We start from the raw sequence: 15,750 nt of genomic DNA, 5'->3' as shown, positions 1-15,750 counted from the left end.
TCAGCCTCCCTGCGTTGCGGAAGCCGGCGTACGTGCGCCGACCAGTCCGTAGAAAATGATGTAGCCGTAGCACAGCAGCGGCAGGATGAAGCTGGCCTGCACACCGATGTGGTCGGCCAGCACGCCCTGCAGGTACGGCACCACGGCACCGCCGACGATGGCCATGATCAGCAGGCTGGAGCCCTTGTTGGTCAGCGGGCCCAGGCGCTCGATGCTCAGCGCGAAGATGGTCGGGAACATGATCGAATTGAACAGGCCGATCGCCACCACCGAGTACAGCGCGATGTTGCCGGAGGTCAGCATGGTCGTGACCAGCAGGGCCACGTTGACCAGCGCGAAGATCGCCAGCAGGCGGCTGGGCGAGAAGCGCGCCAGCAGCGCCGAGCCGGCGAAGCGGCCGATCATCGCCATCGTCCAGTAGGCCGACACGTAATGCGTGGCTTCCTGCTCGCTGAAGCCACCGATGTTGGGCATCGACAGGTAGTTGACCAGGAAGCTGCCGATCGAAACTTCGGCACCGACGTAGAAGAAGATGCCCAGCACGCCCAGCAGCAGGTGGCGCTTGCGCAGCGCATCCAGGTAGCTGTGGTGATGGCCCTGGTCGGCCTGCTCGGTGGCATCGCTCAGTGCCGGCAGGCGGAACAGGAATACGAACAGCGCCAGCAGCACCAGCGCAACGGCCAGGCCCACGTACGGGCCCTGCACGGCCTGCGCTTCGGCGGCACGGTAGGCCAGCTGTTCGGCGGCCGGCAGAGCCGCGATGTCATCGGCACTCTTCACCGTGTTGGACAGGATCAGCATGCCGCCGAAGATCGGGGCGATGGCCGTGCCCAGCGAGTTCAGCGCCTGCGCCAGGGTCAGGCGGCTGGAGCTGGTCTGTTCCGGGCCCAGCAGCGCGACGTAGGGATTGGCAGCGACCTGCAGCACGGTGATGCCCGTGGCCAGCACGAACAATGCGCCGAGGAAGGCGCCATACACGCGCAGCTCGGCCGCCGGCCAGAAGCCCAGCGCACCGATACCGGCAATCACCAGGCCCGCCACGATGCCCTTCTTGTAGCCCAGCGCCGCCACCAGGCGACCCGCCGGCAGCGACATCAGGAAATAGGTGCCGAAGAACGTGAACTGCACCAGCATCGCCTTGGCGTAGTTCAACTCGAACACTGCCTTCAGGTGCGGGATCAGGATGTCATTGAGGCAGGTCAGGAAGCCCCACATGAAGAAGATCGTGGTGACCACGGCCAGCGCCTTGCCGTTGGTGACGGCGGGTGCGTTGCCCGAAGAACCCGATGGACGGGGCGTTGCGGAGATCGGCATGCGGTACGCGCCTCGATGCGCGGAAGGTCGTTGTTGCGTGGAAGGGGTATGTGGAAGGAATCAGTTCGGCCGTGCGGCACTGCTTTCGCGGATGCGCAGCTGCACCGGCGCGACCGTGCGCCTTGGCGGCGCATCCGGTTCGTCCAGTCGTTGCAGCAACAGCGCGGCAGCCTGGCGGCCCCGCTCGCGCGGGTCGGCGGTGAGCGTGGTCAACGGCGGCACCGCGACCGACGCCTCGGAAATATCATCGAAACCGGTAACGGCGAAGTCGCCACCCGGACGGATGCCACGCGAGTTCAGGCCCAGCATCAGTCCCAGCGCGACGGTGTCGTTGTAGCAGACCGCCGCACTTGGGCGATGACCGTCGGCGAACAGCTCATCGGTGCGCGCTGCCGCTTCCAGGCGGTTCGGGGCCGATTCGATCATCCAGCCCGGTGGCAGCGATAGACCGGCCTCGGCCAGCGCCTGCTGGAACCCGGCACGCCGCTGGTGGCACGAGCTCGATGCGGCGTGGCCGCCGAAGAAGGCGATCTGGCGATGGCCGCGCTCGATCAGGTGGCGCGTCGCCAGGTAGGCGCCGTGCTGGTTGTCCAGGGTCAGGAAGTCCCAGTCGGCCCCTTCCAGTTCGCGGTTGAACAACAGCACGTTGGCATTGGCGCCCAATGCCTGGCGCAGCTGCGCGGTGTCGCTGCCTTCGGCCGGCGACAGGATCAGGCCGGCCGGGGTGTGCTCCATCAGCGTGGACAGCACCGCCTGCTGGCGCTCCGGTGATTCGCCGGTGCTGCCCAGCAGGGTCACATAGCCACGCCCGCCCAACGCCTCGTCCACGCCGGAGGCGAATTCGGCGAAGAACGGGTTGGACAGATCGTTGATCACCAGCGCGATGCTCGACGAGGTACGTCGGCGCAGGTTGGCGGCAGCACGGTTGTAGACATAGCGCTGCCGGCGCAGCTCGGCCTCGACCTTGGCACGGGTATCGACGTTGACCAGCGGGCTGCCGCGCAGCACCAGCGACACGGTCGCCCGTGACACGCCGATGGCACGCGCGATGTCGGTCACCGTCACTGCCTTGCCGGCGCGCTTGCTGGGACTGCTGCCGTTGTCGTTCATCGTCTTCCCGGACTCCGCTGGAGGCTCAAGCCTAATGGATCAGGGCCGTGTCGTGCCGTGCCGTTCGCTGGGTCACCGCGAACGGCACAGTCCGGCTCAGCGCAGCTGGCTGCCCGGTGCCGCGCACCAGGACACCGGCAGGTCCTTCGCTGCCGTACCCCAGCCCTGCTCAGGCGCCTTCGCGTCGAGCGCGAACTGCAGGCGCGGGCCCTGCTGCAGCTGGTTCCAGTCCAGCCACACCGGCGCATGTGCCTGGCCATCGACCTTCACGCCCTGGACGTACTGCAGGCGGCGGCCATCGGCACCCGGCGCGTCGATGCGCAGCGTGCGGCCATTGCCCATGTCCACTTCCACCTTGCTGAAGCGCGGGGTGTGCAGCAGGAACTGGCCGCTGCCCGGCACCGCCGGGTACACGCCGATGGCACTGAACAGGTACCAGGCCGACATCGTGCCGAGGTCGTCATTGCCGGTCACCCCGTTCGGGGCGTTGGTGAACAGCTGCTGCGCAGCGCGCACCACGGCAGCGGTCTTCCACGGCTGGCCGATCAGCGTGTACAGCCACGGCGAGTGCAGGTCCGGTTCGTTGTTCGGGTTGTAGCGGAACTGGTTGTAGTAGCTGTACGGCCCGACCACCCACTCCTTGCGGGCGGCGTTGAGCGGGTCGGCCTGCAGTGCGTCCATCGCAAAGAACGCGTCGAGGCGACGACCGGCCTGTTCGCGGCCATCCATCGCCTCGACCAGGCCCGGCACATCCTGCTGCGCCAGCCACTGGTACTGCCACGCCGTACCCTCATGGAAACCATGGTGCGAGCGCGGGCTGTAATGGCCATCGGCCGGCGTGTACCACTGGCCGTCCTCGGTACGCGGGCGCGGGAAACCGGTGAAGCCGGTTTCGGCATCGCGCACCTGCGGGTCCCATACCTTGCGCCAGTTGCGGCCGCGCTCACGCAGCGTCGCCGCGTCCTGCGCGTGGCCGAGGCCATCGGCCATCTGCGAAAGCGCACAGTCGGCCAGCGCGTATTCCAAGGTGGCCGAACCGCCATGGTGCGGATCGACGTCCATGCCCTTGGACGGGAACGCGCGGTCGTAGACCACGTAGCCCTTGTCCAGATAGGTCGGGTTACCGGAACGGCCGGCCATGCGCGAGTTCAACGGCGGCGTGCCGAAGGCGTTGCGGCGCAGCGCATCCCAGGCCTGCGATTCACGGCCCTTGAGGGCGCCGAAGCGCCACAGGTCGACCATGAACGGGGTCACCGGGTCGCCGGTCATGATGTTGGTTTCGAAGTTGGCATAGCCCCAGCGCGGCAGCCAACCACCCTGCTCGTCGATCGCCAGCAGGGTACGGCCGATATCGCGTGCCACGTCCGGGCGGGTCAGCGCCAGCCACTGGTTCTGCGCGCGGTAGGTATCCCACAGCGAGAAGTACTCGTAGTAGGTCCAGCCGTCGGCACGGTGGATACCATCGTCATAGCCGCGGTAGCGGCCGTCGGCGTCGTTGCCGGTCATCGGCTGCAGCAGCGCGTGGTAGACCGCGCTGTAGAACACCGCGCGGTCGTCGGCGTTGCCACCCTGCACGCGCACCCGGCCCAGCTGCTCGCGCCAGGACTGCTGGGACAGCGCACGCATGCGGTCGAAACCGAGCAGCGCCCCATCCTGCATGCCGTCCGCGCGCAGGTTGATGCGCGCGCCTTCGGCATCCACGTGCGAGATCGCGCTGACCGCCGTCACCGACTGGCCCTTGGCCAGATCAAAGCTGAGCCAGGCGCCATTGGGCTTCTGCTCGCCTTCCATGCTGTGCCGCGCGCCCGGCAGGCCACCGCCCTCACCCCAGGTACCGTGCGCCTTGAACGGACGGTCGAACTCGATGCGGAACCAGGTGGTGTACTGGTGGCCGCCACAGAAGCTCTTGGTCACCAGCTTGCCTTCGACCACGCGGTCGCCGACCACGTCGACCACGCTGCCGATCACCGAGTGGCGCTCATTGGCCTGGCCGACGTTGACCAGCACGTGGCCATCGCCCTGGCGCTGGCTGAAGGTGTAGCGCTCGGCTGCCGCACGGGTGCGCGCGGTGGCCTCGGCATCGATGCCGCCGTAGCTGGTCAGGCGCACCTTGTAGTAGCCGGCCTGGCCGATCTCGCCGTCATGGGTGTAGGCCGAGGCGTACGCCTTGTGGTCGAACTGCTTGGCGTTGCCGGTATCGAAATCGCCGCCCGGGCCGATCGACCCGGTCACCGGCAGCACTGACACCTGGCCGCCCTGCTCCCAGCAACCGGCGCCGGAGATGAACGAATGGCCGAAACCGCGGATCTTCTCGTCGTCATAGCGCCAGCCCGAATAGTGGCTGCCGATCGGGCTGACCTGGATCAGGCCGAACGGCGCCGACGCGCCCGGGAACGTATTGCCGTCGTCCTTGCTGCCGATGAAGGTGTTGACCTCGCGCTCCAGCGCAGCCGGTGCGGCCTGCAGCAGCACCGGCACGGACGACAGCGCGAGCAGGCAGGCCAGGCGCACCAGCGGGCGCGAGGACAATGGGACGGCGGGAGCGGACGGCACTGGACGCATGTCGGGTTCCTGTAGTCGATGACGCGGAGGCAGACGGCCAGGGACGTCCGGCATCGTTCCGCTGAGCCCTGCCCTGACCTGCAGAGAGCTCCCCCTGGAATGACGCCCGACCCATCAGACCGTGAATTTAGATCGATTCAAGTAGAGCATGCAGGTTCAGCCGAATGCATTCTGCGGCGCAGCATGAGAGGGGTGTTCGGCAGGGCTGCGCCCTGCACCTGCTACAAGCTGGAGCAACAGCAACAGCCAGTTTCCTGCGGGGAGTCGGGGTGGGTCCGGTTGCGGGGGACGCCGTAAACCCGTCCTTGGGGGCTTGGCCGCGGCATCCATGCCGCGGACACCCCCGCAACCGGACCCACCCCGCCTTCGACAGATTTCCGCGATCTGTGGATCCACGCCATGCGTGGATGAATCTCTGTCGGATAACGAAATCAATCGGGGTCAGATCCGTTTTCCAACGGAAAACGGATCTGACCCCAAGCCATTCCCCATGCCGTCCCCAGGACCCATCCAACCGTCACCGGGAAACTGTCGAAGGCAGGGCGGTGTCGGCTGGCAGGACCGTTGGCGCCATGGATGGCGCCATCGAGCCCCCAGGGGTGAGGGCGCTTTGCTTGCGAAGCACTGCTTCGCAAGCGCCCGAACGCCCAGCCGCCAGCGGCTGGGCCGGACCGCGGAGCGGGGTTTACGGCGTCCCCGCAATCCGACACCGCCCTGCCCAACCCACAGACAACCTAGAGCCGCTTTGGCTTTGGCTTTGGCTTCAAGCAGGTGCAGGGCGCAGCCCTGCCGACCCACCCTCCCCTGCGCACGAAAACGATTTCACTGATTTCAGCAAACCGTCATCCCTTCGCCACGCCAGTACCATATTGCGCAGCAGCATGCGCCTGCGGGCGACCCGTGCTAAAAATCGCCCGCCCATCGCTTAGATCGATCCAAGACGACACTGCGATGGCCGGGAGTTGGGGGAGCAGCAACAGGACGTACCAGGCCACGCGCGCGGTGCTACTGCCACTGCATGGCGACAGCGACAAAGTCACTTCAAATTAGATCGATTCAAGTTGTCCGTGCCACGTCACCGGATCAATCCAGGAGAGAGGGAGAGATGGGAATGAAGCATTCAACACGCACACATGGCCAGGACGCACTGGCGTTGGCCATCGCGCTGGCATTGGCCGCCGCCGTCATTCCGGCTGGCGCCGCCGCGCAGCAGGCCACGTCCACCGGCGCGCAGGATGCCACCACGCTGGACAGTGTCCAGGTCACCGGCTACCGCTACGCCATTGAAAAGAGCCTTGAGCAGAAGCGCGATGCCAACGCGGTGGTCGAAGTGATCACCGCCGAAGACGTCGGCAAGTTCCCCGACAAGAACGTCGCCGACGCACTGCAGCGCGTGCCCGGCGTCGTCATCACCCGCAGCGGTGGTGAGGGCAAGAGTGTCAGCGTGCGCGGCCTCGCGCCGGACCTGACCCTGACCCAGTTGAACGGCAACTTCGTCGCCTCCTCGGAAACCAACAACGAAGCGACCCGCTCCTTCAACTACACCCTGCTGCCGTCGAACATGCTGTCCAGCGCCGAGCTGTTCAAGTCGCCGGAAGCGCGCATCGACGAAGGCGGCATCGGCGGCACGGTCATCCTGCATACCCGGCGCCCGCTCGACATGGAATCCAACTCCGGCTACGTGAACCTGGAGGGCACCACCTCCGACACCAGCCACGATGTCGATCCTCAGGTGTCGGCGCTGTACTCATGGCACAGCAAGGATGAGCGCTTCGGCGTACTGGTCGGCGTGACCCAGCAGAACCGCACCACCCGCACCATGGAAGCCAGCACCGAGGACTACCAGTGGTACGGCAACGGCACCACGGCCCGCGATGCCAATGGCAATCTGCTGGAACAGGATGGTATTCACTACTGGTGGGGCCAGTCCGGCTTCAACAACCAGGCCGGCAAGAACTACAGCGAGTTCTTCATGCCGACCTCGGTGAACTTCGCAGTGAAGGAAGAGAAGCGCGAGCGCAAGGGCGGGCAGCTGACCTTCCAGTTCAAGCCGGTCGACAACGTCACGATGACGGCCAACTACTTCCGCTTCGAACTGCAGGGCGACTACACGCAGAACATGCTGAAGGTGCCGGAGTGGAACCTGGCCCGTTACAACCAGGACGGCAACTGGGCCGGCGGCCGCCTCCTCAACGGCCTGGACTTCGACCCGAGTGGCAGCATCGTTACCGGCGCGCAGTACCAGAAGCTGGCCGGAAAGACCTACTACTGCAGCGAAGAAGAAGCGGCGGCCGCCGGCCTCAAGCCCGGCGGCTGGGGCCCGGACGACTGCACCATCCCCACCCCGCAGCTCACCGGCGGCTACAGCAAGGAAAAGGCGCTTTCGCAGACCGCCGACCTGACCATCGACTGGGACATCAGCCCGCTGTGGAAGGCCTCGTTCACCGGTGGCCGCACCTGGTCCGAAGGTGGCCCGTCGATGAACTTCCGCATGTCGGCCAAGCCGCGCCGCAAGGTCGGCAACCAGTGGCAGTCCGGCAACCAGTACACCGCGTGGGACCTGACCGGCACGCCGTCGGTGCAGTTCTCGCCGGACCTGCAGCAGCAGTTGATGGCGGGCGTCGCGGAAGTCGATACCGGCTCGACCGACTCGTCGTGGATGCAGACGGAGGTCAAGCAGAACTACTTCCAGGTAGATGTCACCAAACTGTTCGAGGCCGGCTGGCTGGACTCGATCCAGTTCGGTGCCAAGTACCGCGATGGCAAGGTCCACCGCAATACCGGCAACACCTACTGGGTATGCCCGGGCCTGGACCCGTCCGACTATGACAACAATCGCTACCAGGCCGGTTGCGACCCGACCGCAGGCGATGCGCAGCCGGGCTTCTTCCTGTCCAACCCGATCAGCAACATCACCGGCGCGTTCAACGCCAACGTGTTCCCGGGCATCAACTACCCGGCCTACATCGATTACCTGAACAAGACCTATGGCGGCTCGCACAACCGTACAGAGGAAGACTTCGTCTACGACGTCAACGAGAAGATCCATTCCGGATACTTCCAGGCCAACTTCCGCACCGAACGCGTCCGCGGCAACATCGGCGTGCGCGTGGTGCGCACCAAGCAGTTCGCCCAGTCCAGCGATTCGGTAGAGCGCTTCAACGATTACTTCGTCGACAACGCCAGCGGCGCACCGATGAGCTGCGATGATCCGGCCGCCGATCCGAACCTGCGCTGCCAGGGTGGCTTCGTCCGCCTGCCCGACCCGCAGGTCCGCGACAAGGTGTACGCGCTGTCGTCGCTGGAGAAGACCTATACCGACGTGCTGCCCAGCTTCAACATTGCCTGGGACATCACCGACAACCTGGTGCTGCGTGGCGCGGCATCGAAGGTGGTCGCGCGCCCGAGCTACACCAGCATCGCCTACCCCGGCGGCCTGCGTTACATCAGCGAGGAGTACGCCAACGATCGCCGTGTCACCGGCGGCACCGACACGCCCGGCTGGTACGGCTCGGGCAGCAACAAGGCGCTGGAGCCGTTCAAGGCGGTCCAGTTCGACCTGGGCCTGGAGTGGTACTTCAAGCCGGGCGCGGTCGCAGGTGTTTCGCTGTTCCGCAAGAACGTGGACAACTTCACCGTGCCGGTGGTGCGCGACCAGCAGATGAATGTCGGTGGGCAGTCGGTGACCGTGCAGAAGTACGAGACCCAGGCCAACGGCCGCGATGGCGTGTCGCAGGGCGTGGAACTGTATGGCCAGTACACGTTCGACTTCGGCCTGGGTGTGCAGGCCAACTACACCTACAACGACACCAACCTGGCATCGATCGTACTGGACGGCGAGGAAATCGGCTCATCGCCGCTGGTCGGCAGTGCCAAGAACCAGGCCAACGTGACCGTGTTCTACGAGAACGACAAGTTCCTGGCGCGTGCCTCGTACAACCGTCGCGGTGAAGTGGTCGGCGGCCTGAACAATGGCATGACCACCTACACCAAGCCGTATAGCCAGCTTGACCTGAACGTGGCCTACAACCTCACCCCGGACTGGACGGTGACCGCCGCCGTGCTGAACGCCACCAAGTCCGAGCTGCGCAGCTACATCGGCAACGACAGCCAGGCCCGCCTGCTGTCCAACCTGTACGCCGGCCGCCAGCTGTACCTCGGCGTGAACTGGAAGTTCTAAGCCCGTACCGGGTTGCCCGGGCCTGCCCCGGCGCAACCCACGCCCCGCCCCGGCGGGGACGATCCTCCACGGCAGCCGCGCTGGTACAGGCGGCTGCCGTCTTTATTGATGCGTGCTCATTGGTGCGTTGTCATTCAGTCCAGCGCTTGACCCTGCCATCGTTGGAAGGTGCACACTGGTCCCATCCCAAGAGCACCGAAGGAGCTACAGATGGAATTCCATGTCGACGGCATGACCTGCGGCGGCTGCGCGCGCAGCGTGACCCGCGCGATCCAGCAGGTCGATCCGAACGCCAGCGTGGTTGCCGACCCGGCGACCGGCCTGGTCAAGGTGCAGACCACTGCGTCGCAGGAACAGGTGTTCGCCGCAGTGAACGATGCCGGTTTCCCGCCGCGCAGCGCCTGACCCCCTGCATCGCATCCACAATGAAGCCCGCCCCGTGCACTGTCACAGGGCGGGCTTTTCAGTGCATGCGATATCGATTCAATGCTTCTGTGCGCGTCGCCGCACCGCGCCGGTCTTCGCGGTATCGACCGGCACCGGCGTCTCATCGTCCTCGCCCAGCCGCTGCAGGATCGGGCATTCCGGGCGCTCGTCGCCCGCGCAGCAACTGATCAACGACTTCAGCGTGTCGGCCATCTGCCGCATGCTCTCGATGCGCTGCTCCAGATCGACGATGTGCTGTTCTGCCAGGCGCTTCACGTCGGCACTGTGCCGCGAGGTGTCGTTCCAGAGGCCCAGCAGGTCGGTGATTTCGGCAACCTGGAAGCCGAGATCGCGTGCGCGGCGGATGAAACGCAGGCGGTGGATGTCCGCCTGCGAGTACGCCCGGTAACCCGACTCGGTGCGATCGGCCGCAGGAATCAGGCCGATCTGTTCGTAGTAGCGGATCATCTTCGCCGACACGCTGGAGGCCTTGGCGGCTTCACCGATATTCATGCGGTTCTCCTTCAGTGGCTCGCAGCGGGGGCATCCGCCATCGGCGCCTGGAAGCGGCGCAGGCGCAGCGCGTTGCCCAGCACGAACACGCTGGACAGGGCCATCGCACCGGCCGCGAACACCGGCGACAGCAGCACGCCCCAGAGGGGGTACAGCACGCCAGCCGCCACCGGGATCAACGCGGTGTTGTAGGCGAAGGCCCAGAACAGGTTCTGGCGGATGTTGCCCAGCGTCGCCTTCGACAGCGCGATGGCATTCGGCACGCCCTGCAGGTTGCCTGACATCAGCACCACGTCGGCCGATTCCACCGCGATATCGGTACCGGTGCCGATGGCCAGACCAACATCGGCCTCGGCCAACGCCGGCGCATCGTTTATGCCATCGCCGACGAACGCGACATGACCATGCGCGGCCTTCAGCCGGCGCACTGCTTCAACCTTGCCTTCCGGCAGCACCTCGGCCACCACCTCATCGATGCCCAGCAGGCGCGCGATCGCCTGCGCGGTACCAGCATTGTCGCCGGTGATCATCGCCACCTTCAGGCCAAGCCGGTGCAGCGCCGCGATCGCGGCCGGCGTGCTCGGCTTGATCGGATCGGACACCGCGATGATCGCGGCCAGGCGGCCGTCGATGGCGGCATACAGCGGCGACTTGCCCTGCGTTCCAAGCTGGCTGGCCAGTTCAGCGAACGGACCGATGTCGACGCCGAGCTCACGCATGAATCGATCAGCACCAACCTCCACCCGCGCACCATCAACGCTGGCACGCACACCCATGCCGGTGACCGATTCGAAATCAGCCATCGCCGGCAACGCGATGCCCTGCTCGGTGGCTGCATCGACGATGGCGCGGGCGATCGGATGTTCAGAGCGCGATTCCACTGCGGCCACTGCCGCCAGCACTGTGCTGCGATCAAAACCATCGGCGATCTCCAGATCGGTCAGGCGTGGGCGGCCTTCGGTCAGCGTGCCGGTCTTGTCCACCGCCACCACCTGCGCGTCCTTCAGCAGCTGCAGCGCCTCGCCCTTGCGGAACAGCACGCCCAATTCAGCGCCCCGGCCGGTACCGACCATGATCGAGGTCGGCGTCGCCAGCCCCATCGCGCACGGGCAGGCAATGATCAGCACCGCCACCGCATTGACCAGTGCGAAGCTCAGCGCCGGTGGCGGGCCGAAGATCAGCCAGACCGCGAAGGTCGCCAGTGCGGCCAGCATCACCGCCGGCACGAACCACAACGTGACCTTGTCGACCACCGCCTGGATCGGCAGCTTCGAGCCCTGCGCCTGTTCGACCATGCGGATGATCTGCGCCAGCATGGTCTGCGCGCCCACCGCCGTGGCACGTACCGTCAGTGCGCCCTTCTGGTTGACCGTACCGCCCACCACGCCGCTGCCCGGCTGCTTCTCGACAGGAATCGGCTCGCCGCTGATCATCGATTCATCGATGTAGCTGCGGCCTTCAACCACCTCGCCGTCGACCGGCACGCGCTCGCCCGGCCGCACTTCCACCACGTCGCCGCTCTGCACTTCATTGACCGGGATATCGACTGCGCGGCCCTCACGGATCACGTGAGCGACCTTGGCCTGCAGGTTGACCAGGCGCTTGATCGCTTCGGAGGTGCGGCCCTTGGCCCGCGCTTCGAGGAAGCGGCCGAGCAGGATCAGCGCAACGATCACCGCGGCCGCTTCGTAGTAGACGTTCACCGTGCCCGGCGGCAACAGCCGCGGTGCAAAGGTCGCCACCACCGAATAACCGAACGCTGCGGCGGTGCCCACCGCCACCAGCGAATTCATGTCCGGCGCAAGCCGCAGCAGCGCCGGGAAACCCTTCTGGTAGAAACGGCGACCGGGGATGGCCAGCACCAGGAGGGTCAGTGCGAACTGCAGATACCAGCTGGCCTGCATGCCGATGTTGGCCATCACCCATTCGTGCATGCCGGGAATCAGGTGCGAACCCATCTCCAGCACGAACACCGGCAGCGCCAGCGCGGACGCCACGATCAGGTCGCGTTTCAGTTCGGCGCGCTCGGCATTCTTCTTTTCAGCGGCTTCATCATCGGACTGCACACCGGCCCCGATCGGGCGGGCGGCATAACCGACCTTGTCGATGGCCGCCACCAAGGAGGCCGTATCAGCCACGCCGCGCACGGTGGCACGCTCGGTGGCCAGGTTCACGCTGGCCTGGCTGACCCCGGGCACCGCCAGCAGCGCGCGCTCCACGCGACCAACGCAGGATGCGCAGGTCATGCCCTCCACCGCCAGTTCAACGGTCGCGGCGGGTACGTCGTAGCCCACCCGTTCAACCGCCTGGATCAGCGCCGCGCGATCAACCGGACCGGAGGGCCGGATGTCCGCGCGCTCGGTGGCGAGGTTCACAGAGACACTGCCGACGCCCTCGACCTTGGACAGCGCTGCCTCGACCCGGCCGACACAGCTGGCACAGGTCATGCCCTCGATGGGAAGGCTGATGGTGGAGGGGCTGGCGGGGACTGCAGTAGCGCGCGGCGTGCTCATGATCGGATTCCCGGGGTTCCTTCTGGATGCGGACAGGCTAAACCTTGCCATCGTGGGAAGGTCAAATCCAGCCGCCCCGGGACCAACCGGTAGCGCCGGGCCATGCCCGGCGTACCGCCTGCAACCCGCCTCAGAAGCTGAACACGTACTCCAGCGCGAACTCACGGCCCACCGCGCCCAGCAGGCGGGTCGGGGCGAAGTCGTAGTCCAGCTTGTACGGATCCTTGTGGTTCCAGCTGGCCGAGTTGAACGCGTTGTTGACGTATACGTTCACCTTCGCGTGTTCGGTCACCTGGTAGCCCACGTTGAAGTTCCAGGTGATGAACGGCCCGACCCGGCCGAAGTACCGTGCGGTCTGCTGCCCGGCATTGGGATTCGGGTTGGGCGAGCCGTCCGGACGCGTCGCCGGCTCCAGGCAGTTCAGCGACGGGCTGTCGCTGGGCACGTAGCCATCGGCGAACGGCAGGCAGCCGCCGGGGTTGTCCAGGCGGTCGGTGCCCCAGTGATAGCGCACGCCCGGTACCGAGCCGACGCGGTCGGCGTAGACATTGGCGTTCCAGTTGCCACGCTGCCAGGCCAGGCTCGCGCGCAGCTTGCTGCGCAGGTCACGATCGCGCCGCTCCGGATTCGGGTCGTTGGCGTAGCGCTGTTCCTTGGTGGAGATCTGGTTGGTGTAGTTCAGGCCCAGCTGGAAGCTGCCCCACTGCGCGGTGTCCAGGCGATAGCGTGCGGTCAGGTCGATGCCACGCACCTCGCGGCTGGCCAGGTTGAACGGACCGCGCTCGATCGATACCAGGCGCCCGTTGCTGTCACGGTTCACGCGGGCCAGGATGCCGGCGCAGTACTCGCCACCGGCCGGATTGGCCCACGGCGTACCGTCCATGTTCTTGCCGGTCAGGCAGCCCGCTTCGCTGGCCAGCACCTCGTCGGCGCCGACGTCGACGATCATGTCTTCCAGCTTGATCGCCCAGTAGTCGGCGCTGACCGACAGATTGGGCATCACATCCCAGACGAAGCCGACCGTCCACGAATCGCCGGTTTCCGAACGCAGCAGGGGCGTGCCGCGCCGGTTCACGTCGAACGTGTACCAGACATCGGTATTGCCGACGCCACAGTTGTTGACCAGGTAGGCACCGCTCTGGATGCAGCGAAGGCGGTCATACGTCTGCACTTCGGAGCTGCTCGGCTGGCCCAGCAGGTAGTGCATGTCCGGCGCATGGAAACTGGTGGCATAGGAGCCTCGCACCAGCAGCGACTCCACCGGGCGCCATTCCAGGCCGACGTTCCAGGTGGTTTCCTTCTGGCTGCCGATGTCCAGCGCTTCGCCGCTGTTGTCAGCCTTGTAGTTGCCATAGCGGTCATAGCGCGCGGCCGCTGTGGCGGTCACGCTCTCCAGCAGCGGGATCTTGAACTCGACGCCCGCCGAATAGCGGGTGCGCTCGCCACCACCACGGTCGACGTTCTGCAGATCGAAATCGATGCCGGCGCGTGGGTCAGGACTGAGGTGGTAGCCCTGCTGCGCGACTTCGGCCACGGCGGCGAACGAGATGGGGCCGGCCCAGCCCTGGAACAGCTCGCCGGTGATATCCGCCGAGGCCTGATTGACCCATGAGGACGCACGGTTCTTCGCCACCGTGCCCATCTGCCAGTACTGGTCCGGCGTCAGCGGGTTCCACCAGCGCGATTCGTTCAGCGCATAGATTGCCTCACCGTTGGCGGTGGTGCCCAGCTTCGGGCCGAGGAAGTAGTCGTACGACTTCTGCTTGTCGACCACGTTCTGCCGTTCTTCCACGCGGTAATAGGAACGTCCCACTGTGGCGCTCCAGTCAAAGCGGTCGGCAAGACGCCCACGCAGGCCCGCGCTCCAGTCCCAGGACAGTTCACGGTTGGTGTTGCGCAGCGTATCCAGACCACCCACCTCGTTCGGGGTGAACTGGCGCACGCCGAGGATCGGGCGGTTGCGGTTGGCATCCCAGTAGTAGCCGTTGTCATCGTCGATCAGCGACACGCCGGGGGGATTGGTGCCCCATATCGCCTCCGAGCGGTATACCGCCAGGTTGGTCCAGGCCTGCAGGTCGCTGCTGAAATCGAAGGTGGCATACAGGTTACCGGACACGTTCTCGGCACCGCCGGTCAGCAGCCAGTTGGCGTAGTCGGCGCTCATGCCGCACAGGCGGCCGGTATTGGTGATGGTGTTGGCGGCGTAGTTGTAGACCAATCGATCGGCGGTGTAGTACTCGCCGTTGAACTTCTCGCAGGTGCCGGCGGGTGGCGCCAGGCGCTGGCCGTTGCTCGGATCGATCAGCGCCAGGCCAGCAGTGGGACGGAAGCCGACCTTGCGCTGTTCCATGTTCCAGGAAGGGTACGGCGCATCGTCTGCGTCGTCCATCTGCGGGCGGTCACGGCCGAACAACGGATCACGCTTGGTGTACTGCAGCGCGTAGGTCAAGCTCCAGTTGTCACCGGTCTTGCCGCCGGCCCAGGACAGGTCCCACGTATCGCGGCCGCCTTCGGTGGAGGTACCGCCGCGCACGCGCACTTCGTCGCCGTCGTAGTTGGTCTTGAGGATGACGTTGACCACGCCGGCGATCGCATCGGAGCCATAGATGGCCGAGGCGCCACCGGTCAGCACTTCGATGCGCTCCACCGCCGCGGCCGGAATGTTGCCGTAGTTGGAGAAGTTGGTTTCACCGCCATACGGCAGCGGGTAGTCCGCCACGCGACGGCCGTTGACCAGCAACAGCGAGCGGTTCGGGCCCATCCCGCGCAGGTTCAGGCCGCTGGCATTGGGCGTATGCGAGCCCCACTGCGAGGCGGCTTCAACAGTGCCGGTCGCTTCAGTGAGGGTCTTCAGCGCGTCGTACACGCTGACGAAGCCTTCCTTCTGGATCTGCGCGGCGGTGATCACGTTGACCGGCGCCGGCCCTTCGACGCTGGCGCGCTTGATGCGCGAGCCGGTCACGGTGACCGCGTCGAGATCCTTGGTGGACGAGCTTGAGGCTTCCTGCGCATTGGCAGCCAGGGGAAGCAGGGCCAGGACCAGGGCCTGGGACAGCAGGTGACGACGCTTGCGGACGATCTGAGCCATGGGTGGTTGCTCTTCGAAAGTGTGGACGCACGGACGGGTGGTGG

Annotated in this window: 8 protein-coding genes; 2 read left to right on the top strand and 6 right to left on the bottom strand. The window is 66.0% G+C overall.

The window, feature by feature from the left end:
• The 3 genes from fucP to ACZK29_RS09525 form a co-directional block, all read right to left on the bottom strand.
• Entirely contained in the window at positions 1–1,314 is a 1,314-nt protein-coding gene (gene fucP / locus ACZK29_RS09535) for an L-fucose:H+ symporter permease (protein ID WP_049464304.1), read from the bottom strand.
• 60 nt (positions 1,315–1,374) lie between these two features.
• On the bottom strand, positions 1,375–2,424 hold the full coding sequence (locus tag ACZK29_RS09530; protein WP_087922403.1) for a LacI family DNA-binding transcriptional regulator: 1,050 nt from the start codon (positions 2,422–2,424) through the stop codon (positions 1,375–1,377).
• A 96-nt stretch (positions 2,425–2,520) separates the two neighbouring features.
• On the bottom strand, positions 2,521–4,986 hold the full coding sequence (locus ACZK29_RS09525; RefSeq protein WP_478446984.1) for a GH92 family glycosyl hydrolase: 2,466 nt from the start codon (positions 4,984–4,986) through the stop codon (positions 2,521–2,523).
• Between the two features lie 1,105 nt (positions 4,987–6,091).
• On the opposite strand from ACZK29_RS09525, the gene ACZK29_RS09520 reads away from it, so the two are divergent.
• Both ACZK29_RS09520 and ACZK29_RS09515 read left to right on the top strand, forming a co-directional pair.
• On the top strand, positions 6,092–9,166 hold the full coding sequence (locus tag ACZK29_RS09520) for a TonB-dependent receptor (protein WP_111205048.1): 3,075 nt from the start codon (positions 6,092–6,094) through the stop codon (positions 9,164–9,166).
• Between the two features lie 210 nt (positions 9,167–9,376).
• On the top strand, positions 9,377–9,571 hold the full coding sequence (locus ACZK29_RS09515; RefSeq protein ID WP_111205049.1) for a heavy-metal-associated domain-containing protein: 195 nt from the start codon (positions 9,377–9,379) through the stop codon (positions 9,569–9,571).
• A gap of 78 nt (positions 9,572–9,649) precedes the next feature.
• Here ACZK29_RS09515 and cueR read toward each other — a convergent pair whose 3' ends face one another.
• The 3 genes from cueR to ACZK29_RS09500 form a co-directional block, all read right to left on the bottom strand.
• Positions 9,650–10,105, bottom strand: a complete 456-nt coding sequence (gene cueR, locus ACZK29_RS09510; protein ID WP_111205050.1) for a Cu(I)-responsive transcriptional regulator — start codon at positions 10,103–10,105, stop codon at positions 9,650–9,652.
• Positions 10,106–10,116: 11 nt separating this feature from the next.
• Positions 10,117–12,618: a heavy metal translocating P-type ATPase gene (locus tag ACZK29_RS09505; RefSeq protein ID WP_478446983.1), complete on the bottom strand. Its 2,502-nt coding sequence runs from the start codon at positions 12,616–12,618 to the stop codon at positions 10,117–10,119.
• 130 nt (positions 12,619–12,748) lie between these two features.
• The gene (locus ACZK29_RS09500; protein ID WP_478446982.1) at positions 12,749–15,706 is read right to left on the bottom strand and encodes a TonB-dependent receptor plug domain-containing protein; all 2,958 of its coding nucleotides are present in this window, start codon (positions 15,704–15,706) and stop codon (positions 12,749–12,751) included.
• Between the last annotated feature and the right edge of the window lie 44 nt (positions 15,707–15,750).

The sequence above is a fragment of the Stenotrophomonas sp. 89682_Sma genome (genome assembly GCF_056481405.1).
This window is presented reverse-complemented; position numbering and strand designations above follow the sequence as displayed.

Bases quoted from the DNA above. Each gene is read 5' to 3' on its own strand.
- ACZK29_RS09515 (WP_111205049.1), top strand. From the start codon at position 9,377: ATGGAATTCCATGTCGACGGCATGACCTGCGGCGGCTGCGCGCGCAGC.
- cueR (WP_111205050.1), bottom strand. From the start codon at position 10,105: ATGAATATCGGTGAAGCCGCCAAGGCCTCCAGCGTGTCGGCGAAGATG.
- ACZK29_RS09505 (WP_478446983.1), bottom strand. From the start codon at position 12,618: ATGAGCACGCCGCGCGCTACTGCAGTCCCCGCCAGCCCCTCCACCATC.
- ACZK29_RS09530 (WP_087922403.1), bottom strand. From the start codon at position 2,424: ATGAACGACAACGGCAGCAGTCCCAGCAAGCGCGCCGGCAAGGCAGTG.
- ACZK29_RS09525 (WP_478446984.1), bottom strand. From the start codon at position 4,986: ATGCGTCCAGTGCCGTCCGCTCCCGCCGTCCCATTGTCCTCGCGCCCG.
- fucP (WP_049464304.1), bottom strand. From the start codon at position 1,314: ATGCCGATCTCCGCAACGCCCCGTCCATCGGGTTCTTCGGGCAACGCA.
- ACZK29_RS09500 (WP_478446982.1), bottom strand. From the start codon at position 15,706: ATGGCTCAGATCGTCCGCAAGCGTCGTCACCTGCTGTCCCAGGCCCTG.
- ACZK29_RS09520 (WP_111205048.1), top strand. From the start codon at position 6,092: ATGGGAATGAAGCATTCAACACGCACACATGGCCAGGACGCACTGGCG.